The following is a 24,277-nucleotide window of genomic DNA, read 5'->3' on the forward strand; positions in this document are numbered from 1 at the left end:
AGGGGCATAAATGCCCCTGAATCCGCTCCACCCGCCGGAATCGCCCTAATCAGGGGCATAAATGCCCCTGAATCCGCTCCACCCGCCGGAACCGCGCCAATCAGGGGCACAAATGCCCCTGAATCCGCCCAACCCGCCGGAACCGCGCCAATCAGGGGCACAAATGCCCCTGAATCCGCCCAACCCGCCGGAACCGCGCCAATCAGGGGCATAAATGCCCCTGAATCCGCCCAACCCGCCGGAACCGCGCCAATCAGGGGCATAAATGCCCCCGAATCCGCTCCACCCGCCGGAATCGCCCTAAACAGGGGCATAAATGCCCCTGAATCCGCTCCACCCGCCGGAATCGCCCTAAACAGGGGCATAAATGCCCCTGAATCCGCTCCACCCGCCGGAATCGCGCCAATCAGGGGCACAAATGCCCCTGAATCCACCGCTCCTGGCGGCGAGCCGGCACCGCCGCTGCGCCGGACCGGCGCCAGCTCTGACAGAACCGCCTGCCCTTCCTTAAGGGCAGGCCATAATCAAAGGGGAGTGAACCCATGAAGATCATGACGATTTTGGGCACACGGCCCGAGATCATCCGCCTCAGCGTCATCATTCCGCTGCTCGATGAGCATGCGGAGCGGCATGTGCTGGTGCATACGGGACAGAATTTCACGGCCAGCCTCAGCGGGATTTTCTTCGCCGAGCTGGGACTCCGCGCACCCGACTATGTGCTGCAGGATAAGCAGGCCGGACTCGGGGGCCAGCTGGCCGCCATGTTCGGGAGCCTGGAGAGTATCCTGCTTCAGGAGAAGCCGGACCGGATTCTGCTGCTCGGCGATACCAACAGTGCACTGTGTGCAATCCTTGCCGAGCGGATGGGTATTCCTGTCGTACACATGGAAGCAGGCAACCGCTGCTACGATTTGAAAGTGCCGGAGGAGAAAAACCGCCGTGTCATAGATGCCGTCTCGACCATAAATATGCCTTATACCCAGCAGAGTAAAAGACATCTGCTCAGCGAAGGATTTCCCAGCCAGCGTATCGTGTTAACCGGCAATCCGATCCATGAGGTGATTACGCATTATGAGGAGCAAATCGGGTCCAGTGATATTTTATCCCGGCTGAACCTTGAAGCAGGCCGGTATTTGCTGGTGACTGCCCACCGGGCCGAGAATGTCGATGATCCTGAATCCCTGCTCCATATTATGTCGGGACTTAACCTTGTGGCTGAACATTATGGACTCCGCCTGATCTGCAGCATCCATCCCCGTACACGCTCCAAGCTTACGGAGCAGTTCCCGCTGACGATGAACCCGCTGGTGGAATTCCATGAGCCCTTCGGATTTTTTGATTTTGTCCATCTGGAGCGTTATGCGCTGTGCGCCATTACGGACAGCGGCACCGTTCAAGAGGAATGCTGCCTGATGGGGGTGCCGACAGTGACCATCCGCCGGACCACAGAACGTCCGGAGACGGTCGATTGCGGAAGTAATGTAGTGTCCGGCATAGATCACAACAGCATTCTGCGCTGCACCCGGCTGATGACGTCGCTTAAGCCTGCTTGGGAGGCGCCGGAAGGGTACCTGACCCCCGATGTCTCGGTTAAAGTAGTTAAATTTCTGCTTGGAGGGAACCTGCATGTTCAATAATAAACGGATTCTGGTCACAGGCGGTACCGGTTCCTGGGGGCATGAGCTTATCCGGCAACTGCTGCCGCAGCATCCCAAAGAAATCATCGTATTCTCCCGCAGCGAGTCTGCACAGGTAGCCATGAGCCGTGAATATGAGGATAAGCGCCTCAGCTTCGTCATCGGCGATATTCGTGACAAGGATGCCCTCGTGGCTGCATGCCGTGGAGTGGATTATGTGTTCCATCTGGCGGCGCTCAAGCATGTTCCTGTCTGTGAAGACCAGCCGTACGAGGCGCTGAAGACCAATGTGGTCGGCACGCAGAATGTAATCGAAGCAGCGATTGCCAATAATGTGGAAAAAGCGATCTACATCTCCACCGACAAAGCAGCGAATCCGTCTAACTTCTACGGCATGACCAAAGCGATCGGTGAGAAGCTGTTCGTATACGCCAACCTGATCGGTTCAGGCACCCGCTTTGTAACGGTGCGCGGCGGCAATGTTCTGGGTACGAACGGCAGTGTCGTTCACTTATTCATGAAGCAGATCAAGGACAAGGGACAAGTGCGGATCACAGATATGAATATGACCCGCTTCTTCTTCACCCTGCGCGATGCCATCACGCTGCTGTTCAAAGCCTCTGAGGTCAGCATCGGCGGCGAGATCTTCGTCATGACCATGCCAACCTGCCGGATTGTGGATTTGGCGGAGGTACTAATCGAAGCTTCGGGCAGAAGAGATGTCAGTATGATCGAGGCTGGAATCCGCCCGGGGGAAAAAATCCATGAGATCCTCATGAGTGATTTCGAGAGCTTAACTACCGTTGTCTACGATGAGCAGTATCTGGTTATTCTTCCTACTCTGGATATGCCGGAGCTGAAGGAGCACTACCGCAAATATCCGCATGTGTCCTTCAACAGCTTCAGCTCGGAGAACAATCTGATGGATCAGGCAGAGATCAAGGACATTCTGATCCGGGGAGGGTTCCTCAAGTGAAGCTGCTTATCCTCGGCGGAAACGGTATGGCGGGTCACATGCTGGCGGATTTTTTTCGCCGCCAGGGCAAACATCACGTCTTCCATACAACCCGGGATAAGAACGATCTTGGCGGGCTGTATGTGGATGCCGATGATATTGCCGGCGTAGAGAAACTGGTCGAAATCGTCTCTCCCCATTGCATGATTAATGCAATGGGTGTACTGAATCAATTCGCCGAACGTGACGTAATCGGCGCTTACCATGTCAACGGATTCCTTCCCCACCGTCTGCGGCGGGCAGCGGACAGCGTCCATGCCCGGCTCATCCACATCAGTACCGACTGCGTGTTCGAAGGAACACGCGGCGGGTACACGGAAGAGGATGCCACTGACGGCACATCCGTTTATGCCATCACCAAAAGCCTTGGAGAAGTGCGTGACCCCGGCCACCTGACGATCCGCACCTCCATTATTGGTCCCGAAATCCGCTCCGGCGGCATCGGGCTCATGGAATGGTTCCTGGCCCAGAAGGGCCGGGTAACCGGCTATGAACGTGTGATGTGGAACGGAGTCACCACACTGGAGCTGGCCAAAGTGATCAGTTCCCTGCTGGACGCTGATCTGTCCGGGCTGATCCATCTGGCCCATCCCCGGCCGGTGAGCAAATATGAACTGCTGCAGATGATGCAGTCTGCATTTCATAAGGAGGATGTCGAGATCATCCCCGAACGGATACATGTTCAGGACCGGACGCTGGTCAACACCAGGAGCGACGTGAACTTCGAATTACCGTCTTATCCCGAGATGCTTGCGGAGCTCGCAGACTTTATGCACGGCTCAGAGATGCCGACATGAAGGGCCGGAGGCTGCTGATAACCGGAGCCGCCGGCTTTACCGGCAGGCATGCCGTAGCTTATTTTGCGGCTGAGGGAGCTGAAGTGACCGCTGTGGTACGCCGCTGCGCAGCGGAAGCTTCCGTCTTCCCGGCAGGCGTTCAGCAATATATCTGTGATCTCGGCGACCGTAAGGCTGTCGCCGGGATGATTGGAGAGGTCATGCCGGATCAGGTGCTGCACCTGGCAGGCAAGAACTCGGTTCCGGAGTCTTGGCAAGACCCGCTGCTCTATATGGAGACTAATGTAATGGCTACATTGTATTTGCTTGAGGCGCTGCGTTTCCAGCCGGCCAGCCGTATCCTGGTGGCCGGCTCCCGGCTTAAATACAGACCGGATTCCGCGGCAGGTCCGCCACATCCCTACAGTCTCAGCAAGACGCTGGAGGAACTGGTGTCGCTGGCCTGGGGGACGCTGTTCAAACAGCCTGTTCTGATGGCGGAGCCCTCCAATCTGATTGGTCCCGGACCGTCCACCGGCTTCTGTTCCTTACTGGCACGGCATATTGTGCGCAGTGAAGAGGCGGCCGCTAAGGGGGAAGCCCGGCCTGCAGCATTCAGGCTGTCCTCGCGGCATGTCCTGCGCGACTTTCTGGATGTGCGTGATGCCGTTAGAGCTTATGGCTATATTCTGGATCAAGGAGAGACCGGGAAGATCTACCGGATCGACTCCGGGGCGCAGCGGGAGCTTGGGGAGATTGCCGGGAAGCTGCTGGCTCATGCGGCGGTTCCGGTGGAGATGGACTGGGGACCGCAGCATGCAGAGGAAGGTCAGGCTGCTGGTTCCCCAGCATCTGCCGTTCCAGTGCAGCCTTCCTCTGCATCTGCTGATAGAGAAGTACTGCAGGAAGAACCTGAGGACAATGCCGCCGTTCTCGGCTGGAAGCCGGGGATCGGTCTGGACCGGTCACTTGCGGACATTATCGGCTATACAAGGGCCGGCAAGGAAGGAAGAATATGATGAAGCCCAGAGTATCGGTAATCATTCCCTTTTATAATTGCCCTTATATTGAGCAGGCGCTGCAAAGCGCCTTGGCTCAATCCTGGCAGCCTTATGAGATTATCGTGGTTGATGACGGATCATTCATGCATGCAGAGCGCATTACCCCATATTTGCAGCATATTCACTACCTGGGCAAAGCCAATGGTGGTACTGCCTCCGCACTGAATCACGGTATTGCCCATTCTACAGGGGATTATGTGGTGTGGCTTAGCTCGGATGATATGTTCTATCGTGACAAGATCAACAACCAGGTTCTTTTCATGGAGCAGAACCGTTTGCTGATCACATACACCAATTTCAACTTCATCAACGGGGATTCGCAGCTGACCCAGCTGAATGCAGCAGCCGTGTTTCATAACCAGCTGGACTACTTGCGCTGTTTCCTGCAGGGTAATCCCATCAACGGCTGCACCGTGATGTTCAAGCGGGAAATATTCGGAGCCATAGGCCTGTTCAATGAAGGTCTTCCGTATACCCATGACTACGATCTGTGGTACCGGGCTATCCTGAACGGTTACGCTCCGGTCATGCTTAATCAGTCATTAACGGCTTACCGCCGGCATGACGGTATGGGGACGATCAAACATTATGATGTCGTCATGGCTGAAGCCGCTGCGACCAATGCCCGCTATCATGCCCCGCTGAGTCGCTTGATTGCTTCCATGGGCGGTTAAGCAGGGGTAGAAGAAAGAAGCGGGTGCAACGAATTAAGCCCATGCTCCGGAAGTGAATTGAAACGGATACCGGCCTATTAAGGACGACGTAGCCGTTTCTCCACTTAGAAGCAAATTCACAGGAAGCCGGGCTCACAGAACTTTTAGGAGGGAAAGCATATGTACCGGGAAATAGAAGTGAAAGACTTCCTGCCGGTCCTGCTGGAGCAGCTGAAATTCTCCGAGAGTATCCTGGATATCGGCAGCGGTACCGGTACGCTGCTGGAACGATATGAGGCGGCTGTTGTGCTGGGGCTGGATATCCACAGACCTTATCTGCTGCACCGCAAATACAAGTCCCCGCATATCATTCCGGTACATGCCGATGCCAGCCATATTGATAAGCTGTTTCTGCCGGGAACATTCTCTGCGGTCACGCTGATTGATTCCCTGGAGCATTTCTCGATGAGAGAGGGCATGGAGCTGCTGCGGAAAGCGGAGATCATTGCTTCGAACCGGGTAGTCGTATTTACGCCGCGGGGGTTCTTCCCGCAGGAGGGAACGGATCATTTCAACCTGCACGGAGAGGTTTACCAGAAGCACTGGAGCGGCTGGGAGCCTGAGGATTTCCTGAAGCTGGGCTACGCTGTAACCGTTCTGAAAGGCTACCATCATGCGGAGAATCCTTCATTCCGTGAAGCGTTTGGCGAGAATCACGCACCGCTGGATGCTCTGCTGGCCTGCAAAACAGTATAAAACGAATCGGGAAGGAGGTAAGCACATGATTCCAAAAACCAAGGTTTCGGTGGTGATTCCCTTCTACAATTGCCCTTATGTGGATCTGGCGGTGAAGAGTGTACTGGCTCAGAGCTACACGGACATTGAGCTGATCGTTGTCGATGACGGTTCTACACGCTATTTGGAGAAGCTTGAGGCTTACAAGGACAATATAATGTATATCCGCAAAACCAACGGCGGCACGGCCTCGGCGCTCAACATGGGAATCCAGGCGGCCAGCGGAGCTTATTTTGCCTGGTTAAGTGCTGACGACCTGTTCCACCCGGATAAAATCAAAAGGCAAATGGAAGCCATCCGCAGCTCTGGAACCTCCTTCAGCCATACGGCCTATTACTATATCAATGAGCTCGGAGAGCGGTTCGCAGGAGTCACGAGCAAGCCGTTTCGTAACAGGGGCGATCTCATTGAGACCATGATGTCGGGCTGTCCGGTAAACGGCAGCTCGGTTCTGCTCGACATGGAGATTTTCAATAAGGTAGGACGGTTTAACGAGAAATTCCTGTATACACAGGATTATGATCTGTGGCTGCGTATCCTGCCGCATTATGAATGGTCCTATATCGAGGAGCCGCTCCTGGATTACCGTGTGCACAAAGAAATGGGCTCTGTCATACACAGTGAAGCGCAGAACCGGGAGATTGCTCTGGTGCAGAGCAGACATCAGGGCATTCTGACGCAGCTGCTGAGAAAGGAGAGAGGGAAATGAGACTGACATTCCCGGTTCTGACGTTGTCCAGAGGCGGTGCACAACGGATGCTGGCCGAGCTGGCCAACCGTCTGGCGGAAATCGGCCATGAGGTGGTTGTGCTTATACCCAGTCACGGCATTGTGGAATATGATATGAAATGTCCCATTATTACAGCACCGGCAACGATGCTGACTGAAGATGATTTTCCATACGGGGATGTGATCATCTCCAACTACTATACAACGGTGCCGGTTGCAGAGCGGGCCAGTGAACAGGGCAAGGGGCTGCATATCCGGCTGGCCTTATGCTATGAGCCGACTTTTTTACCCAATAACAATCTGTCGTTCGCCTCTTATAATATCACCCGCAACCTGCTTGTACTCTCGCGCTGGCAGCAGGAGATCATCCGGATTAATCATGGCATTAAGGGCAGAATTGTTCCAATCGGTCTAAGCCCTGTTTTCACAAATACCCATTTACGCGGCAGCGGCGGGAACAAGATTGTCGTCTCGGCCATTATGCGCCGTCCCGAGGGCGGGTTCTCCAGTCACCGGGAACAGGATTATCTGCTTCAGCAGCTGGACATAGTGAGACAGCGACATCCTGAAGTGGAGATATATATTATTACGCCCCCGTCGGAATATGCTTCCTCAGAGACGCTGCAGGCGCTGCTCGGGGATGGACGGTTTCAAATACGTACTCCGGGCAATGATTCTGAGCTGTCGTATCATTACAATGAGAGCGACATATTTGTCAGCTCCAGCACCCACGACACCGGCTCATTGCCGGGGCTGGAAGCTATGCGCTGCGGTGCCGCGCTGGTCACCGTATATTCCGGGGGCAATCTCGAATACTGTGTACACGGGCATAACTGCCTGATGTCGTACCGTTACGAGAACCGGTTGGCCGAGGATGTCTCTTCACTTGTTAACAATAAAAAGCTCCGTCAGCGTCTGTCCGCGAGAGGGGAGCTCGACTCGGGGCGCTTCACCTGGGAGAGAAGCATGCAGATCTTTCAGACAGAGCTGTTTGAGATTGTATCTAAACAGGGCGGATAACCCAAAAGAACCTTCAAAACCCGGAAGCGGTACGGGGTTGAGGGTTCTTTTTCACGTTACCTTCAGAAGATGGAGAAGGAATTCAACATTTCACGGAAGGATCGGGCATACTGTTCGAATCCAAAACGGGATACCATATGCTCCCGGCCCTGCCTGCGGATGGCTTCACGCAGCGGTAGGTTGTTCATCAGCTCCAGCCCTTCGTTTACAGCCGCTTCCACATTGCCGATCGGATAGAATTTGCCTGTAATGTTATGGGTAATGAACGATCTGACCCCGTCAGAATCTGTGCTGAGTACAGGGCAGGTGCAGCAGATGGCCTCGGCTACAGCATATCCAAAGCCTTCTGTGATGGAGCTCGACAGCAGGAAGCCTCCTGAACCGGCGATAGATGAGTAATAGACCGGCATAATATGATTGGGAATGTTTGTGAACACACTAAGGCGGCCTTTCAGACCCAGGGATTGCAGCTCTCTGTTAAATTGCTCCTTCTGGTCATCTGCAGCGAGATCGGGATCGTGGAACATCCAGAGATGAAGATCAGGCTTGTGGAGCCGGATCTGATGGGCGACCTTCAGATATTCACTCCAGTTTTTATTGGTTTCCAGCCGCCCTACCCAGGCGATGACCGGATCCCGGGGCGGTTCACCGGGGATATGCTGGAAGGACTGCACATCCACAATGTTGGGAATGACATACCGGTGCAGCCAGGGACAGATCTCGATAAACAGCTCCAGTAAATGATCTGTGGGGGGAATCAGTACGGCATTGCAGTAGGAGCGGAGAAAAGGTACAGCATCAATAATCAGATTCCTCGCATCACTGCGCTTGCCAAGTCCCTGAGATTCATATATCAGAATACGGTCATACCCCAGCCGGCGCAGACGTTCCAGCAGTAAATAGTCTGAGGTTACAATAATGGCATCATAATTATGCGTATCCAGCACCGCTTTGATTCCTGCATCCTCTGATGTGATAAACACCGGGAAGTTCCCCTGGTTGTGGCTCCCGGATCCCGGCATGAGGTAGAGCACATGGCATTCGATGCCGCTTTTCTGAAGATTCTCACACCGCAGCTTGTTCAGTGTCTCTACCCCGCCGCTTGGTACATAAAACGTGAATAAAACCTTCAAGATTACCCCTCCTGACATTAACCCTGCGGAGAAACACAGTCTGCTGTTTATAAGATACGCCAAGTTTCACTTACACGTGACGGTTAAAGAGCGATGTGCCAAATCCTTTCAGGATAGCTTGGCAGGGCAGAGGCCATGCTAAAGCTTGTTACGCTGCACTTAACTTTCTATGACGGGGGATGAACGGATGTTACGATCGAAATTCGGTTTAACGGTTTCTGCTGCGCTGCTGCTGGGCGCGGTGAGTATTACAGGATGCGGTGCGAATAACTCTGCAACAGGCAATACGGTGGAAACGAAAAATGTACGGGGGACGGACGGACGTATTCACGTCAACGCTGCTCAGAACGGAATGCGTGCGAATTCCTTTGACAGTATGGAGATGAGCGAGGAACTGGCGAACCGTGTGGCGGCCATGCCGGAAGTCCGTTCAGCTAATGTAATGCTGGTAGGCAAAAGCGCCTATGTAGCCGTAATGCTGGAAGATGCGTCCGGAGGAGTCCATGCCAAGAATACCCGGGGAATCCAGTCGTACAGCTATGGCAGTACCGGCGGCAGCGGCACATCCGGGATGCTGAGCGGTACGGGCAGACCGGCAGGCGGACTGGAAACAGGGATAGGCGCCGGAATGGGTGGAATGGATAACAGTATGCGTACCGGTAGAGGAACTGCAGCCGGTAATCCGGGCATGACAGGAACAGGCGGTTCTATTGCCGGAATTCCGGGAAGCATGACAGGTACGGGTACTGTAGGTGGTACGGGCATTGCAGATCCGGAGAATTATCTGGGGAACGGCAACAACGGTATCATGTCCCGCAGCAATATGGTCGATGGACGCCAAATGAAACGCGACATCGATGAAAGCCTGGGCAATACCATCGGAATCCGCAATGTGGCGCCGGGTAACGGAACCGCGATTACGGATAAAGACACGCTTACCCAGGACATGAAGGATAAAATCGCCGCAGAAGTTAAAAAGGGGAAGACAGACCTTAACAATGTGTATGTCTCGGCCAACCCCGATTTCGTTGAGCGGGCAGATTATTACGCGCAGGAATTCCGTGCAGGGCATCCGCTTAAAGGCTTTGCGCAGGAATTCCGCACGATGGTCGAACGGATTTTCCCTACACGCAGCGGGTATTAAGTATTAAACATTAAGGGTGAAGCGTTAAGCATTAAGTAAACTGCCCTGTCTCAATTAGGCTAGTATTCCAGAGGAATATGATGCTTATTCAGCATGAGGGCATAGCATAGCACAGAAAACAAACAGCCAAGCAGCCACCGCTTCCGAATCCGGGACCGATGTTCTGCTTGGCTTGCTTATACATATATAGAATGGATCAGGGCAACAGCAGAAACAGCTCGCAGCTTACCCGATTTCAGCCTCAGCCTCCAGCTTGCGTCCGCCAATCCACACTCCGCGCAGATTCAGCTCATCATCCAGCAGCAGGATATCGCCGCGTTTGCCTGCCTCCAGCGAGCCGATAGACCGCTGCATGCCGAGCGACACCGCAGGGGTAAGGCTTGCTGCCTGTGAGGCCTCCTGCAGGCTTAGGCCGATCTCCTGAACCAGATAGCGGAAGCCGCGGATCATGGTCAGTGTACTGCCGGCGAGCGACTCAGGATGCTCCTTCAGCGTGGCAATCCCGCCGCTGACAATAACGGGCAAATCGCCGATGGCGTATTCCCCGTCGCTGAGTCCGGTCGCCGACATGGCGTCTGTGATCAGCAGCAGGTTATGTTCGTGCTTAAGCCGGGCGATAATACTGATCGTTGCCGGATGAACATGTATGCCGTCGGCAATAACCTCCGCGCGGATGCGCGGATCGAACAGGACGGCACCTGCAGTTCCCGGCTTCCTGTGATGCAGCGGCGTCATGGCGTTGAACATGTGCACAGCCTGGTTTAGGCCGGCATCTGCAGCGGCGATAACCTCTTCGAACGAGGCATCCGTATGGCCGAGCGCTGCCGTAATTCCATGCTTCCGCAGCCACTGGATAGCTTCCAGAGCGCCCTCACGTTCCGGGGCCAGTGTAACTTGGCGAATCATCCCCGGATACCGGGCTTCCCATTCCTCCAGCCATAACGTATTGGCCGGAACAATATGCCCGGGATTCTGAGCCCCGGGCCATTTCGGGCTGATGAACGGACCTTCCAGATGTACGCCTGCCAGCTGGGCATAAGGCATGCCGCCTTCAGCGGAACGATAAGCATTCACTTCAGACAGCACGCGGTCAATGTCATCCTTGGCGGCAGTCATAGTTGTAGCCAGCATAGATGTTGTGCCTTGCGAAGCATGGAAGCGTGTAATGGTATCCAGTGAATCCGCATCGCTGTACATGAAGTCATGACCGGCTCCCCCATGCACATGTACATCAACAAATCCGGGAATTAGCAGTCCTTCAGGCTCAGGTGAAGTCCCCTTCTGCCAGTTAGCATAGGCTGCCGGAAGCCAGGCGGCCTCCCCGGCATATTGGATCAGGCCTTCGGAGACGGCGATTACGCCCTTTTGGATGACTCCGTCAGGAGTAAGTACTTTGCCGTACAGCAGTTCAGCGGATGAAACGTTTATTTCAGCCATTTTGCTGCTCCCTTATCAAGCAGGACCACTACATTCGGATGACTCTGCAGCAGCGAGGCGGGGCATTGGGTAGTGATTGGACCCTCCAGCGCATTTTTTACCGCTTCCGCCTTCTCTTCTCCGCGCACCAGCAGTACAATCTGCTTGGCCTTGAGAATACCGCCGATCCCCATCGTTACGGCCTGCCGGGGCACATCCTCCAGCTTATCGAAGAAACGGGCATTCGCTTCCAGTGTTTCCTCCAGCAGGTCAACGACATGCGTGCCGCTGCTTAGGCTGGCATCCGGCTCATTGAAGCCGATATGGCCGTTGCTGCCGATGCCGAGAATCTGCAGGTCCACAGGACCGTTATCTTCCAGCATCCGGTCATAAGCCAGACATTCGGCATCCAGATCCGGCGAATTTCCGTTAGGGACATGGGTGCGGGCCAGGTCAATATCGATATGATTGAACAGATGCTCGTTCATGAAGCTTCTGTAGCTCTGCGGATGATCTACGGGCAGACCGACGTATTCATCAAGGTTATAGGAGGAGGCTTTGGCGAAGCTCACAATGCCCTTGCGGTGCATCTCCACCAGCTTCGCGTATACGCCCACCGGAGAGCTTCCGGTAGCCAGACCCAGCACGGCCTTGGGATTGCTCTGCAGCAGGCTGGCAATCAGGTTCGCCCCGGTTACTGCTAAATCTTCTTCGTTCTGGAATTTCAAAATATTCATTAAGATTGTCCTCCCCGTTTATGACGGTAGTGTTGTACATTCAGATACGACTGCTCCAGCTTGGGAATGAAATCCCCGAACCGGGTGCTGACCATGCCGGTGAACAGAATATCGATGATATGCAGCTGGGCAATTCTTGATGCCATGTCGCCGCGCCGCATTCCCTGCTCCAGCGAGGAAGAGAACAGTGGGATATCGGCAAGTGTTGCCAGTGTGCTGCTTCCGTATGAGGTTAATGAGACAGTCGCCGCGCCGCTTGCCGCAGCACAGGTTAACGCATCGATCGTCTCCGGGGTTTCACCCGAATAAGAAACCGCAAACGCGACATCACCGGCCGCGAGCGAGGAAGCGGAAGTAATCTGCATATGCGAATCGGCAAAAGCCGTGCAGTTCACGCCGATGCGGATCAGCTTCTGATAGAAATCCTGGGCGACAATGGATGAGGTCGCCATTCCGTACAGATCCACCCGCCGTGCCCGGCAGAGCAGATCGATCACGCTCTGCAGCCGTCCGAGATCAAGCAGTGAGGTGGTATCCCGGATGGAGGCCAGATGATTGGCCTGCATCGCCTCCACAATGAACGGCAGCGGATTGCCGGCCACGATATCCTGGTAAGAGGAGCCGCCATCCTGCGGCGAAGCGTCGCTATGGGCGAGCTCAGCCGCCAGCTTGACTTTGAAATCAGGGAACCCTTTGAAATGCAGCACCTTGCAGAACCGCGTAATGGTTGCCGGGCTGATGCCGCACTCTTCGGCCAGATCCGTAATCCCCATATGAACAATTTCCCCAGGAGAAGCCAGTATGCGCTCTGCCAGCTTGCGTTCCATTTGCGACAGCTTGGGCTTGTCATGCTCCAGGGCATGCAGAATTGGAGACAAGTACTCACCTTCTTTTCTTTCTTTTCTTTCTTTTCTTTCCTTTGTAATCCTGTAGTTTGTTTGTACTTATGTTGCGCTAAAGCTGACGCTGATTTCTGTGTGTTGCGGAATAGATGAGCAGTGAAGCTGAAATGATATCTGAAATTATTTTAACAAATATACAAATAATAAAGAAAATTATTTTCATAATCAGAATAAAACAAATCGCTCAAGGATGCAATAGTGAGTTTGCCCTAAGTGCGCGGGAGCCATGCCGGGCTGGAGATATGTCCGCCGGAGGGGAGCCAGTTGGAAATGTATCTGGCGTAGACGCGTATGCCGGGACGCACCTAGTCGTAGACCTGCCTGCCGGAGGTCGTCTGATGTAAGCGTGTCTGCTGGAGATATGTCCGCCGGAGATGCGCTTGTCTGGGGACGGCTCTCCGAAGAGGGCGTTTGCTGGAAATGTGCCGATAATGCATCTGCTGGAGACACGACCGCCCGCCGGGAAATTAGTTGGATTTTCGTTATCTAAACCAGTTATATTCTGCTTTTTTTTGAATTTAAGTGGATTTATGTTACTTAATTCTACTCATATCTTCGTTGTTTCCTATTTGAGTGAAATTAAGTGTTGTTATTCCAACTATGATACTGCAAACAGGGTTGCTTCCATTATTAGATGACGTTTTTCCACTTAATTCTCCTTTGCAGGCAGGGTACAACAGGAGGGAGGGCTGAATGTACGTTAGAGTAAACAATTGCGGAGGAAGGATAGGCAGAAAGTAAGCAGAGCGTGGCAGAGGGCAGGGGCAGAGAAAAGAGGGTAGGGCAGAGAAAAGAGGGCAGGGCAGAGAGAAAGAGGGTAGAAGCAGAGAACAGAGAGCCGGTTAGAGATTAGAGGGGGAATGTAATGTGCCGGACTGGAAAATTAGGAACGGCAAGCCCCGGTGCTTCTGTGCTTGGTTCGCGGGATAATCTGATAGGGCAAACCGGAGAATCAAAAGCCGCAAACTGCGTGTTTGTGTTTGAGGTCACTCAAGCAGTTTGCGGCTTTTTAATTCGTTTGTTTATTTGGTTAGCCGGTTTGGTGTGCGCATTCTGCGGGAAGCTTGTCTGCCGCGAAGCAGCTCCCAGAGGATGAAAGCGAGAATGAGCATTTGCGGCACAAAGGTCTCCCAGGTCGGGTACAGGCCGAGCCAGCCGATGGAAGGCAGGCTGCTCTCTGCATGTGCGGGTATTTTGCCGGCTACCTGGAGCGCATGGATACTCTCACCCAGGAAGCGGAACACGAGATAATAGATCAGCGCTGTGGCGGTACGGAAGAAGGCGGCTATCGGCAGTTTGGCGCTCAGGGCAATGATGGCATAGCCCAGAACGATCAGTACCGCAAGTGCGCCGCCAATCCCGAGCAGCAGCTGGGATGTGGCAATGGCCGGGGCCATGCCTGCGTAGAAAATCGTTGTTTCCGCTCCTTCGCGCAGGATGGCCAGCGCAGCGATGAAGAACAGGTACCATAGATTGCCTTTGGCGAGCGCACCCTGCATCTGGCGGTCCACATACTTATTCCAGGCAGCCGTATTGGATTTACCGTGCAGCCAGCGGCCGACGGTGAGCATCATGACCACGGCAACCAGCCCGGCAATGCCTTCGATCAGCTCACGTGCTCCCCCGGAGGCTGCCTGCGAGATGGTATAGGTCAACAACACGGCGATGCCGATGCTTCCGGCCAGCCCCACAGCAGCCCCGGACCAGACCCAGCGCCGGGCTGCGGGCTCTGCTTCCCTGCGCAGATAAGCAAGGAGTGCGGCGAGCACAAGAATCGCTTCGAGCCCCTCACGCAGCAGAATGAGTGCCGCATCCCACGCGGTATACGTCTGTTCTCCGGCCAGCGGAGTCAGCTCGGCGAGCATATTGTCCATGATCTCCAGCGCACCGGCAAGCTTCGGAGGATCGGAGAGCAGATAGCCGGTGACGGCGGTGCTCTCATTCTCTATATTGGCATAGACCTTGGGTGAGGCGAGTTGTACGGCACCTTCTGCTGAAGGCCAAGCCGTGATGAACTGCTCCATTACCGCGGCTGCTGCCGGACTGTCTCCGGCTTTGGCTGAGGCTGAAGCTTGGTTCAGGTAGCTGATCAGCCCTTCAATGGAGGCGGGCTCCGCTGCCGCACCACCGGTATCGACCGCCTTGCCCTCGCTGTAGCCGGACAGCAGCGCAACCAGCGCCTCAGATTCCGCAAGCGCGGCTTCTTCGCGGAGCGGCTCAGCCTGCAGCGCAATGCGCAGTAGGCTCATCTTCGTCTCCAGCAGACCGTAGACGGCGGGATTGTCCCCGCGGATGCCGCGCTCCGCCGGCGTCCAGCCGTTCACGACGGCGCGGTAGGCTTCCGCCGCCGCCGTCCAGTCGGCGCTGCGCGCCGCATCCCGCGTGCGCTCCGCCGCGGGCAGCAGCTTCGCCGCCGCTGCGCGGCCGGCGGCGCCCGTGTCACCGCCGCCCCCGCCTGGGGCGGCGGTGACGTACGCGTCCACGCTTCTGGCGAGCGTGGACAAGGCGGCCTTGGCGGGCGCTCCGCCGCCGGCCGCAAGGCCTGCGCCGCGGCTGCCAGCGCGGCGTCGACTTCAGCTGCCGGACCGGCGAGTGCCGGGTCCGGCGTGCCTTCGTTCGCGCTGCGCCACAGCGCCGCGAACGATTCCACATCGGCCGCCGCCGCGTCCCAGCGGCTCTGGCCGGCTTCCACCAGCGCGCTGCCTACAGGCGGCAGCAGCTCATCGAGCGGCGCGCCTGACGCAGAAGCCGGCGCGCCGGTCAGCAGCAGAAGCAGGCAGATCAGCAGCAGCGCTGCCCGGATCTGCCGCCATGGACTGATTTTAACCGTTATGATCATCGGGATCATTCCCTTCGCGAATAAGCATGCTATTATCTTTCCTCTATAGAAGGCGGACTTAAGAGTTGAACCTGAAGCGTGGTTGTTACTGCAGTGAACAGTGGGACTTCGGGGCGGCAGCAGCTGTTGTACCTGATTCTCCGCTAACAATCCTGCACCAAATACAACATTTCTTTTCAAATATTGCCCCTAAGCTAAAATTGTTGTATGAAATGCAGCATTCCACCGGTTCCAGGCTGGTAAACGAAGCGATTGTTGTATTTCATGCAGGCCTGTTGATTCCCCATATTATGGGATGGATATAATCCCCAAAACCCCTTTGTTCCTGAGCAGACTAAGTTGAACCTGCCACTCCAGCGGAAGACTAAATATACGCCAATGCTGCATAAATTCCCAAAGGGTCAGTTGAGCAAAGGCAGGCACGTTGGGGTGGATTTCATCATAAACGCGTTTCAGAAGCACATAGACAGCAAGGGCCACAAACAATTGGCTGTATACCGCATTTTCGGTGGTTCCAAATAGACATGGCACGTTCAGATGCTGTTTAATCCAGCGGAAAAAGACTTCAATTTCCCAGCGTGCCTTGTAGATTTCAGCGATCACATGAGCGGACTCTTTTCTCAAATCGGTCACGACCCGTACGACTTCACCCCGGTCATTTTCAAATTCTACGACCCGGTGGCGCTGAGCAGATTGGCACTTCCCTTGACCGATATAACAAGTAATATCACGAACAATTTTCGTTTCTCCCTCTGCGGGTCGCTGGAGTTCTCTTGGCTTCACCAAATGGAGATTGTCTTTGAGCCGAATCACAAACGACTGGCCCTGGAGCACATATTGATCCAATCTGCTGATTTTTCCATACGCCCGATCCTGTACCAAAATGTAGTCCGTATCTGCCAAGACTTCTCCAAACGGAGCGTCATTGCGCTTCGCGATCGATTCCTTCACGTTCAGGGGTGAACGCTGGCCATGCGAAAGAGCAACATGCAGCTTAATACCCCCTCTGAATTTTTTGTACGAGGCCCAAGGCATTCGAGAGTTCGCTGCCGTGACCGTAGTCGAGTCAATCAGCAAAAGATCTTTAGGAAGGTTCAAATGCCGCCGGGTTTGGCGGTTACATTTCGTGACGAGCAGTTGAAAGATACGTTTGAAGATTTCGTAAGGGACTTCACCGGCCTTGCCGGAAAGGGTGGAGTAATGAATTTCTGGCAAGTCAAAGCGTGGGCCTAAGCGGGCACTCTGCCGGAATCCGTCCCATTTGTGGTAGCAGGCTTGGACAAAGTAATCGAGCAGCAACCCGACGGTCATTTTGGTTCCTCTATCCACGTAGTCCTCGGTTTGTCCGGTCACCATTTGGACTTCTTCCGGTGTTAACACTTGTTTGAAAACGGCTAAAAATGGGGTATATTTATTCATGAGGTCGCCTCATTTCGGTTTGGTTTGGTCGTACTTACCATTACCCGAAATGGCGGCCTTTTTCGTCCCTTTTTTTGGGAAATCAACACGCCTATATTTCATGCAACAATCCGTCCAAATTGGCAGGAAACTCGGTATTCGAGTTGTACCCAGTGCAACATTTTGCCTGATTCCGTTTGCCGCCGTGCCAGCTGCCAGCCGCCCCTCCATGTACTCAATCCCGCCGCTGCTCCGTTTCTTTCCGCAATTTCCCCGTCACACATCCTGTTCTCAAATCTCCAGTCTGCCCTGCATTATTTGTCCCTGAACATCCGTCCCTGAACGTCCGTCCCTCATCGTTCATCCCGCTGTTTCTGGTCACACTGCGCAACCTTACGCACCCGGATATATCCAGCACCAAAATTCAGCGTTTATCCCACATACTGAATCCGGGCAGTGCTTCCAATGTACCTCACCCCAGCAGCGACTCCCCGATATACCCGCCTTCCCGTACACCGGGGAAGCAGGCGAATACGGCGCTGCCGGTATGGACCATATATTCATTCAGCCGGTCATTCTTCGAGAGGCGCTGCTGAATGCTCACGAACTGCTTCACCAGATCCTTCTGGAAGCTGATGAATACCAGTCCTGCATCCAGCTGTCCAGTCTTGAGATCCATTCCGCTGGAATAGGAGTAGGAGCGGCGCAGCATTTTGACCGAACCATCCCCATGGGCGAGGGCCGAATGGGAATCCGGGGGGATGACAGGCTTGCCGCTGGCATCCGCCGCCTTCAGATTCAGCTCGGCGAATTCATCCCGGGCTCCAATCGGAGCGCCGCTCTGCCGGTGACGCCCGAACGTTGCTTCCTGATCGCTCAGCGTAGAGCGGTCCCAGACCTCAATGCGAAAGCGAACACGGCGCAGTGCGAGGTACGTGCCGCCATTCATCCAGGCGGGGCCATCGCCGCTTCCGCTCCAGACGACACTCCGCATCTCGGAGTCATCGGTGACGTCGGGATTGCCCGTGCCGTCCTTGAAGCCGAGCAGATTACGCGGTGTGCCGCCTGCCGGGTCGGCGCTGCCGGTGCGCTGGAAGCCCTCCTGCGTCCAGCGCAGTACGGCTGTGCCCCGGGCGATGCGGGCCAGATTACGGATGGCATGGAACGCCACCTGCAGATCATCGGCGCAGGCCTGCACACAGAGATCGCCGCCGCACCACTGCGGCTCCAGGCTGTCTCCCGTGAATGCCGGGAGATCGGTGAAGGAGGCTGGCCGTTTCGGAGCCAGCCCGAACCGGCTGTCAAAGAAGGCAGGACCCGCCCCGAAGGTAAGTGTACATTTGGAGGGGGTAAGGCCATCTGCCTCGCCTGTGTCGGCAGGCGGAAGATTGGGATTGTCATTCACGCTGCCGATCAGCGTACCGGAAGTAAGGGCAGCGGCGGCGGTAGTCCAGGCCTCCAGCAGTTTTTTGACTTCGCTGAGCTTGGTTGTTGTCAGATCAAATGAAGCGAAGCACAGGAAATTCTGCGCAGGCGTAATGATTCCCGCCTGATGATTCCCGTGGAATGGAATAATGTCCGCTCCCGCGTATTGCGGGGAAGAGACTGCTTGTCCCGGCTGCCCGGCTGCTTTGCGTGCCGCCAGAATGCCGCCTACCCCGCCGCCGCCCAGCAGCAGGCCGAGGCCGGAGGCGCCAGTAAGCCGCAGCATATCGCGGCGGCTCAGTTTTTTATCGAATAATAGCTGATCTTTAGAAGCATCCTTGGAGAGACCGCTCTCTGTAGCGGGAGTTTCCCTGGAAGTCTTATCTTTCTTTATCATAACGGTCACACTCCCAGAATAGTTCCCATGTTGGATAGAGGCTCAGCTAAGGCATCCAGATTCTGGCTTAACCTCCGAACCTCATCTTCTTTCAGCGTTTCGTAGGAAACGTAACCATCACCTGATTTGAACGGCGCCAGCTCATTCAGTAGTGCGGTGAACCGTTCGCCAATCGTTTGCTCCAGCGCAGGGTCTTTTTTGGCCAGCTCGGGTTTCAGCAGCTCATAGATCTTCTGGGCACCTTCCACATTGGCGACAAAATCATACAAATCCGTATGGGAGTAACGTTCCTCTTCACCGGTTACTTTGGAGGAGGATACTTCATTCAGCAGCTCTACGGCTCCGGTAACGAGCAGATTGGCATCAATCTCAGCGGTTTCCACCTTGGCGCGCAGCAGTTGCGCATCTTTCAGCAAACGGTCCGCAACATCAGTCATTCCATCTGTGGTATTGTTCTGCCAGAGGGCCTGTTCAATCTTATGGAAGCCGCGCCAGTCCGCAGCGTCAACATCGTTCTCGCGGGCATCAATATTGGGATCCAGATCTCCGAGCGCTTCAGCAATGGGCTCAATCCGTTCATAATACATGCGTGCCGGAGCATACTGTGCTTTGGCTTCTTCAAGCTTGCCTGCTTTCACCGCATCGGTGAAGCCTTCAGTCTGTTTCACGAATTCGTCGCATTGTTCAATTACATATTTCCGGTACTCGTCGATAGCCGTGGTGAAATCCGCCGTAGCGGCAGCAGTTGAAGCTGCAGTTGCGGCCGGTGCGCCGGTTGACCCATTGCCCTTCTGGGCAGCAGCATTATTCCCGGAGGTATTGCTGTTATTGCCGTTGTTGCCATTATTATTGTTATCTTTGGCTGCACAGCCGGCAAACAGGAGGGAAGCCGCAAGCAAACCCGCGGGTACTGCATAACCAATCTTCATTCTGTTGGAACACCCCTTATTCTTTATGTAAATGATAATCGTTATCAATGATGGACCTATCATAAATCTCTATACCGTACCTGTCAATAAAAATGTGATAATTATCATATTCATGCGGATTCGCACAAATAAAACACGAAAAACGCCTCCCGACAGGCGGAAGACGCAGCTTGTTTATTTGAAACAAAAGAGTGTATATGTTTCACCGGATAACTTATCCTTCTATTTCTCGTTGAAACGGTACCGTCCTCTAAACGGACAGCGTTACTGTTTCTACTTGATTCCTGCACGAAATACAACAATTTACTCATAACAACGGCCGAACTCAAGAATTGTTGTAGAAAAGGCAACAATTCCTCTTGTTCCAGCAGAAGATCGGGGGAATTCCTGTATTCCGTACAACATTCCTCCCGGACACCCGGGCATTCATGAACCGGAGTTGCATTACGTACAACATTATGCTTTTACAGGCTGAAGCAAAACTTAATTATCTTACTCTAAGCTCGCTCTGCTGCCGGGTGTCCCAGAGACAACAGCGTAATCCCCGGCGTGGTATACGCAATTTTTTTAAACTTTCCGCACATTGAAGTTTAAAGCATTCGTGACAACGCTGGATTAACTCAGCACGAATTATTCCGCCTACCCACCGGCAATTGACCGCTTGGCTAGGACGAGTATAACTTTGAGCGCGTGTTGGATATGCCTATCACAACTATTGCGGCAACAAGCAGTGATCGCAGATTACTTATTCTACACCGTGGACCGCTCAATAATCCGGTAATCCAGCTTGCGGTAGACCGGGTCAGGGTTGTCTGAGCTAATCTGCTCATGAATAATACGGAAGGCGGATGCACCCATCTCATACAGGTGGTTATCTATGGTGGTGATCCCGAGCAGACGGCCGATCGGCTGGTTATCGAAGCCCATAACCGCGAGGTCTCCGGGGATGCTGAGCCCCGCTTTGCGCGCCTCAATCATCAGTCCGGCTGCAACATGATCACCAGTGATGATCATAGCTTCAGGCCGCTCCGGCATCTCCAGCAGCAATCGTGCCACGGCCGCACCGTCTTCTTCCGTCGTACAGTCATAGATCATCCATTCCTCCTGAAAAACCAGCTTGTGCTCAGCAATGAATTCGCGAAAAGCGGTCTGCCGGATAGAGGCGCTGCTGCCATTCTGCCTGCCTTCACAATAGCCGATGGTGCGGTACCCTTTGCCCTTCAAATACTGCAGCCCCTGCCGGAAAGCCGCATAATGCTCAATATATACAGAGGAATAACGGCGCTGCCCGCTGTCCTGGCAGGTTACAACCGGACCGTACGCGGTATACTCCTCAATCGTTTCGGGCTTCAGCGCAGTCGATACAATGATCACACCATCGATTTCTTTATTGCGCAGCATCTCCAGCACTTTAATCTCTTCTTCTGCCAAATAATTGCTCTGGCACAGGATCAGCCGGTATTGCGCGAGCAGCGCCTCGTGGGCAAGACCATTCATAATAATCGAGAAATAAAAAGCATTAATATACGGAAGGATCACCGCCACTGCACCGGTACGTCCGGTAATCAGGTGGACGGCATTCATATTGCGGGTATAGTTTAACTGCTCAATCGTATCCAGGACGGCGGCTCTTTTGTCTTTGCTGACATAAGGATGATTATTCAGCACCCGCGAGACGGTCGTTACGGAAACTCCGGCAATCCGGGCGATTTCTTTGATATTAGCCATGGCGTATGCTGCCCCCCCGAGTCAGGATAAGAATGGTTTTATTTTACCATAGAAATTTTCACATTTTCGCATATAAAAAAGCTTGCTATGGAATCCATTTCATAAATTACACTGGGGTTGTTAGCAGCCTTACCGGATTAAGCCGGCGTGACCGAAAGGGCGTGACGGACCGGTAAAGTTTGCGGCTTAACGCTGCGGGCGGACGGATTTCCAGCAGCATTTTCTGCCTAATCATTACTTAACAGCGTGCTTTCTATAGACTTTGCCCCGACGGATGACGCCCTTAACGATAGGAGCTGAAGCCGTTTTTATTATGCATTTTGGTCAAGAACGCTTTGGTTGTCCATGATCCGCGTCTGTCCCCGCCCAAATTAATGCTGCAACAGCACCATTAACTGCCCCCCCACATAGTATGGTTTGACTGTATCCCTTTACCTTGTTATACCAAACAAACCCAGAGCAAGGAGGGGTGACACCATTGAAAGGGAACGAACATCATAGCAAATTTCTGTTGACGCATCGTGAGCGCGAAGTATTCGAGCTTCTAGTGCAGGACAAAACTACACGGGATATTGCCGGACTGTTATTCATTAGCGAAAAAACTGTCCGCAACCACATCTCCAACGTCATGCAAAAATTAAACGTAAAAGGCCGTTCGCAAGCGGTTGTCGAGCTGATCAAGCTTGGGGAGCTGAAAATATAGCTGCCGTGCTTCAGAGGTGACGCGTTTAAGCCTTCTCTTATCCTTCTGGGTGAGGGGAGGTTTTTTGTTGTGGAGGAAGGGTGACACGTGATATCGATGGCGTATTCCTTTTTATATGGCAAGATCTGATTTACATAAAATTAGTGGCAGGCTAGATTAGCTTTAAGTATTCATTAGCAAAATATCGGAGTTTAGTGTGGGCTAATTGGATAATTGAGAAATGAGCTGAATTTACAAAAGTTAGTTGTTCCGCTAACGGGCAGAATAGCGTGGTGGATACAGGTTTCTTAAATGTACTATAGGGCAGTTTCGAGAGTTAATTCCTATAACTGTTGAATACCAACCGCAATGAAATTTTAGTGGTAAAATAATACTGTTTCATGTTTGCATGTCAAAATTAAAACGCCAACTGTTAGGGGAAGGTATATGGGAAGTTCGAATTTATGGGATGCAGATTGGGAAATTTCAGAGGAATTGGCCAAAAGATTAATAAGTAGTCAGTTTCCACAGTTATCGTCTAAAGAAATCAAAAGACTAGGTTATGGTTGGGATAATACAGTTTTCCTTGCTGGAGACGAATATGTTTTTCGTTTTCCAAGAAGAAAAGTTGCTATTGATTCGTTAAAAATGGAAGTGAAGATACTACCGAAGCTTGAGGATTTTATTTCTATCCCTTACTCGAAACCACTTTTTTTAGGTGAAGGGAATAGTGACTATCCTGCACCATTTCTTGGTTATCCATATTTATCGGGAATGTTTCCAATTGGATTAACTGATGAGCAACGCACATTATCGGTAGCAACACTCGCGCATTTTTTAAAAAGATTGCATGCATTTCCAGTACAGGTGGCTCAAGAACACGGTATTCAACATGACCACAGGAATCTCACAGATATAGCATTACGAAAGGAAAAAATGCTAAAATTCTTGTCCGATCTGAAAATTCATATTAAGGAGGAAGAACATTCTGCAATTGCTGATTATTTGGTGCAGCTTAAAACAGACCAAGTAAAACAAAGGAACGTATTCCTTCATGGTGATCTTCATTTTAAAAATATGTTGGTGGACGAGAATGGAAAAGTTTCAGGAATTATTGACTGGGGAGATATGAATATTGGTCACCCTGCCTGTGATTTGAATGTTGTTTATAGCTTTTTGCCTTATCATGCTCGTACTGAGTTTTTCAGAGAATATGGGGAAGTGGATGAAGAGACGAAGTTATTAGCTCGTTTGATTGCTGTGTATATTCCGATGTTAATATTAATGCAAGCAATTGACGACAAAGATGAAAGAGTAGCTGATGAAGCAAAAGCGAATATTATACGAGCGCTCGCTGATTAATAGAAGTTATCTTAATATAGTGTTTAATAATGAACCAAAGGATTCTTGTTTTGTTTTTTATCAACATTCAGATTATGCATTAATTTTCGAGAAGGCATTTATGTTTACAGTTGATGACATATGTAAAAACTCATGAGACTGGATGATGTGGGCCTTACTTTGGCCGAAAAAGTGAAACGTCATTGAAGTAACGGGGAACGATAGGTGAGGTGAGGTTTTTTGTTTATAAAAAGACCGTCTGCCAATGGACGAGCAATGTAGACGATCTGTCGTTGTAATGTTGTAATATAGTACACTCCCCGGTTTCGGCCGTGGAACACATTTCACAGATTAAGGTGATGGTATGAGTTCACTGAGTACAGACGAACTTACGCTGGTTTTAAAATGTAGGATATACTCAAGTTCTTAACTATCGGCAGAAACCAGGCTTAATGATTTATGAAACCCTGGACAGTTCGATGTAGTCAAAATAAGAAGATCAATATAGATACCGTGTGAG

At 52.8% G+C, this 24,277-nt stretch carries 23 protein-coding genes; 14 read left to right on the forward strand and 9 right to left on the reverse strand.

Annotated elements, in window-relative coordinates; genetic code table 11:
- The first annotated feature begins 542 nt into the window (after positions 1–542).
- From wecB to MKZ24_RS10960, 8 genes are all read left to right on the forward strand, one after another.
- Positions 543–1,637, forward strand: coding sequence for a non-hydrolyzing UDP-N-acetylglucosamine 2-epimerase (gene wecB / locus MKZ24_RS10925; protein WP_340782856.1), 1,095 nt, complete (start codon positions 543–545; stop codon positions 1,635–1,637).
- On the forward strand, positions 1,627–2,613 hold the full coding sequence (locus MKZ24_RS10930; protein WP_042239245.1) for a polysaccharide biosynthesis protein: 987 nt from the start codon (positions 1,627–1,629) through the stop codon (positions 2,611–2,613). The genes wecB and MKZ24_RS10930 overlap by 11 nt, the downstream gene beginning before the upstream one ends.
- Complete coding sequence (locus MKZ24_RS10935) at positions 2,610–3,449, forward strand: dTDP-4-dehydrorhamnose reductase family protein (RefSeq protein WP_042239242.1); 840 nt, start codon at positions 2,610–2,612, stop codon at positions 3,447–3,449. Before MKZ24_RS10930 ends, MKZ24_RS10935 begins: the two co-directional genes overlap by 4 nt.
- Entirely contained in the window at positions 3,446–4,447 is a 1,002-nt protein-coding gene (locus MKZ24_RS10940) for an NAD-dependent epimerase/dehydratase family protein (protein ID WP_340782861.1), read from the forward strand. Before MKZ24_RS10935 ends, MKZ24_RS10940 begins: the two co-directional genes overlap by 4 nt.
- On the forward strand, positions 4,447–5,163 hold the full coding sequence (locus MKZ24_RS10945) for a glycosyltransferase (RefSeq protein ID WP_340790133.1): 717 nt from the start codon (positions 4,447–4,449) through the stop codon (positions 5,161–5,163). Before MKZ24_RS10940 ends, MKZ24_RS10945 begins: the two co-directional genes overlap by 1 nt.
- 159 nt (positions 5,164–5,322) lie before the next feature.
- On the forward strand, positions 5,323–5,898 hold the full coding sequence (locus tag MKZ24_RS10950; protein ID WP_039309731.1) for a class I SAM-dependent methyltransferase: 576 nt from the start codon (positions 5,323–5,325) through the stop codon (positions 5,896–5,898).
- Positions 5,899–5,923: 25 nt separating this feature from the next.
- Positions 5,924–6,646, forward strand: coding sequence for a glycosyltransferase family 2 protein (locus tag MKZ24_RS10955; protein ID WP_340782864.1), 723 nt, complete (start codon positions 5,924–5,926; stop codon positions 6,644–6,646).
- Positions 6,643–7,686, forward strand: a complete 1,044-nt coding sequence (locus MKZ24_RS10960; protein ID WP_340782867.1) for a glycosyltransferase family 4 protein — start codon at positions 6,643–6,645, stop codon at positions 7,684–7,686. Before MKZ24_RS10955 ends, MKZ24_RS10960 begins: the two co-directional genes overlap by 4 nt.
- A 62-nt stretch (positions 7,687–7,748) precedes the next feature.
- On the opposite strand, the gene MKZ24_RS10965 is transcribed toward MKZ24_RS10960, so the two are convergent.
- The gene (locus MKZ24_RS10965) at positions 7,749–8,819 is read right to left on the reverse strand and encodes a glycosyltransferase family 4 protein (RefSeq protein ID WP_231637722.1); all 1,071 of its coding nucleotides are present in this window, start codon (positions 8,817–8,819) and stop codon (positions 7,749–7,751) included.
- 187 nt (positions 8,820–9,006) lie between these two features.
- On the opposite strand from MKZ24_RS10965, the gene MKZ24_RS10970 reads away from it, so the two are divergent.
- Positions 9,007–9,963 carry a YhcN/YlaJ family sporulation lipoprotein gene (locus MKZ24_RS10970; protein WP_042239224.1) on the forward strand — a complete coding sequence of 319 codons (957 nt, stop codon included), beginning with the start codon at positions 9,007–9,009 and terminating at the stop codon, positions 9,961–9,963.
- Positions 9,964–10,188: 225 nt separating this feature from the next.
- On the opposite strand, the gene nagA is transcribed toward MKZ24_RS10970, so the two are convergent.
- From nagA to MKZ24_RS10990, 4 genes are all read right to left on the reverse strand, one after another.
- Complete coding sequence (gene nagA, locus MKZ24_RS10975; protein ID WP_340782871.1) at positions 10,189–11,400, reverse strand: N-acetylglucosamine-6-phosphate deacetylase; 1,212 nt, start codon at positions 11,398–11,400, stop codon at positions 10,189–10,191.
- Positions 11,388–12,116, reverse strand: a complete 729-nt coding sequence (gene nagB / locus MKZ24_RS10980; RefSeq protein WP_042239218.1) for a glucosamine-6-phosphate deaminase — start codon at positions 12,114–12,116, stop codon at positions 11,388–11,390. The genes nagA and nagB overlap by 13 nt, the downstream gene beginning before the upstream one ends.
- Positions 12,116–12,994 carry a MurR/RpiR family transcriptional regulator gene (locus tag MKZ24_RS10985; protein ID WP_042217199.1) on the reverse strand — a complete coding sequence of 293 codons (879 nt, stop codon included), beginning with the start codon at positions 12,992–12,994 and terminating at the stop codon, positions 12,116–12,118. The genes nagB and MKZ24_RS10985 overlap by 1 nt, the downstream gene beginning before the upstream one ends.
- Positions 12,995–14,040: 1,046 nt before the next feature.
- Positions 14,041–15,501, reverse strand: a complete 1,461-nt coding sequence (locus tag MKZ24_RS10990; RefSeq protein WP_340782875.1) for an FTR1 family iron permease — start codon at positions 15,499–15,501, stop codon at positions 14,041–14,043.
- 123 nt (positions 15,502–15,624) lie between these two features.
- Between MKZ24_RS10990 and MKZ24_RS10995 the strand changes: the two genes are divergently transcribed.
- A complete protein-coding gene (locus MKZ24_RS10995) occupies positions 15,625–15,906 on the forward strand; it encodes a hypothetical protein (protein WP_340782877.1) in 282 nt (93 codons plus the stop codon).
- Positions 15,907–15,922: 16 nt separating this feature from the next.
- Positions 15,923–16,162 carry a hypothetical protein gene (locus MKZ24_RS11000; protein ID WP_340782879.1) on the forward strand — a complete coding sequence of 80 codons (240 nt, stop codon included), beginning with the start codon at positions 15,923–15,925 and terminating at the stop codon, positions 16,160–16,162.
- Here the strand turns inward: MKZ24_RS11000 and MKZ24_RS11005 are convergent.
- The 4 genes from MKZ24_RS11005 to MKZ24_RS11020 form a co-directional block, all read right to left on the reverse strand.
- Positions 16,146–17,276, reverse strand: coding sequence for an IS4 family transposase (locus MKZ24_RS11005; protein ID WP_042237049.1), 1,131 nt, complete (start codon positions 17,274–17,276; stop codon positions 16,146–16,148). The genes MKZ24_RS11000 and MKZ24_RS11005 overlap by 17 nt on opposite strands.
- 451 nt (positions 17,277–17,727) lie before the next feature.
- The gene (gene efeB, locus MKZ24_RS11010; protein ID WP_340782886.1) at positions 17,728–19,077 is read right to left on the reverse strand and encodes an iron uptake transporter deferrochelatase/peroxidase subunit; all 1,350 of its coding nucleotides are present in this window, start codon (positions 19,075–19,077) and stop codon (positions 17,728–17,730) included.
- Between the two features lie 5 nt (positions 19,078–19,082).
- Positions 19,083–20,006, reverse strand: coding sequence for an iron uptake system protein EfeO (gene efeO / locus MKZ24_RS11015; protein ID WP_340782888.1), 924 nt, complete (start codon positions 20,004–20,006; stop codon positions 19,083–19,085).
- 750 nt (positions 20,007–20,756) lie between these two features.
- Positions 20,757–21,734 carry a LacI family DNA-binding transcriptional regulator gene (locus MKZ24_RS11020; protein ID WP_340782890.1) on the reverse strand — a complete coding sequence of 326 codons (978 nt, stop codon included), beginning with the start codon at positions 21,732–21,734 and terminating at the stop codon, positions 20,757–20,759.
- Positions 21,735–22,212: 478 nt separating this feature from the next.
- On the opposite strand from MKZ24_RS11020, the gene MKZ24_RS11025 reads away from it, so the two are divergent.
- From MKZ24_RS11025 to MKZ24_RS11035, 3 genes are all read left to right on the forward strand, one after another.
- Positions 22,213–22,437, forward strand: coding sequence for a helix-turn-helix domain-containing protein (locus MKZ24_RS11025; RefSeq protein WP_019908812.1), 225 nt, complete (start codon positions 22,213–22,215; stop codon positions 22,435–22,437).
- 426 nt (positions 22,438–22,863) lie between these two features.
- Entirely contained in the window at positions 22,864–23,778 is a 915-nt protein-coding gene (locus MKZ24_RS11030) for a phosphotransferase (protein ID WP_340782892.1), read from the forward strand.
- Positions 23,738–23,914, forward strand: a complete 177-nt coding sequence (locus MKZ24_RS11035; RefSeq protein WP_340782894.1) for a DUF4275 family protein — start codon at positions 23,738–23,740, stop codon at positions 23,912–23,914. Before MKZ24_RS11030 ends, MKZ24_RS11035 begins: the two co-directional genes overlap by 41 nt.
- Positions 23,915–24,277 lie beyond the last annotated feature (363 nt).

The sequence above is a fragment of the Paenibacillus sp. FSL R7-0297 genome (assembly GCF_038009025.1).
Taxonomy (GTDB): domain Bacteria; phylum Bacillota; class Bacilli; order Paenibacillales; family Paenibacillaceae; genus Paenibacillus_AQ.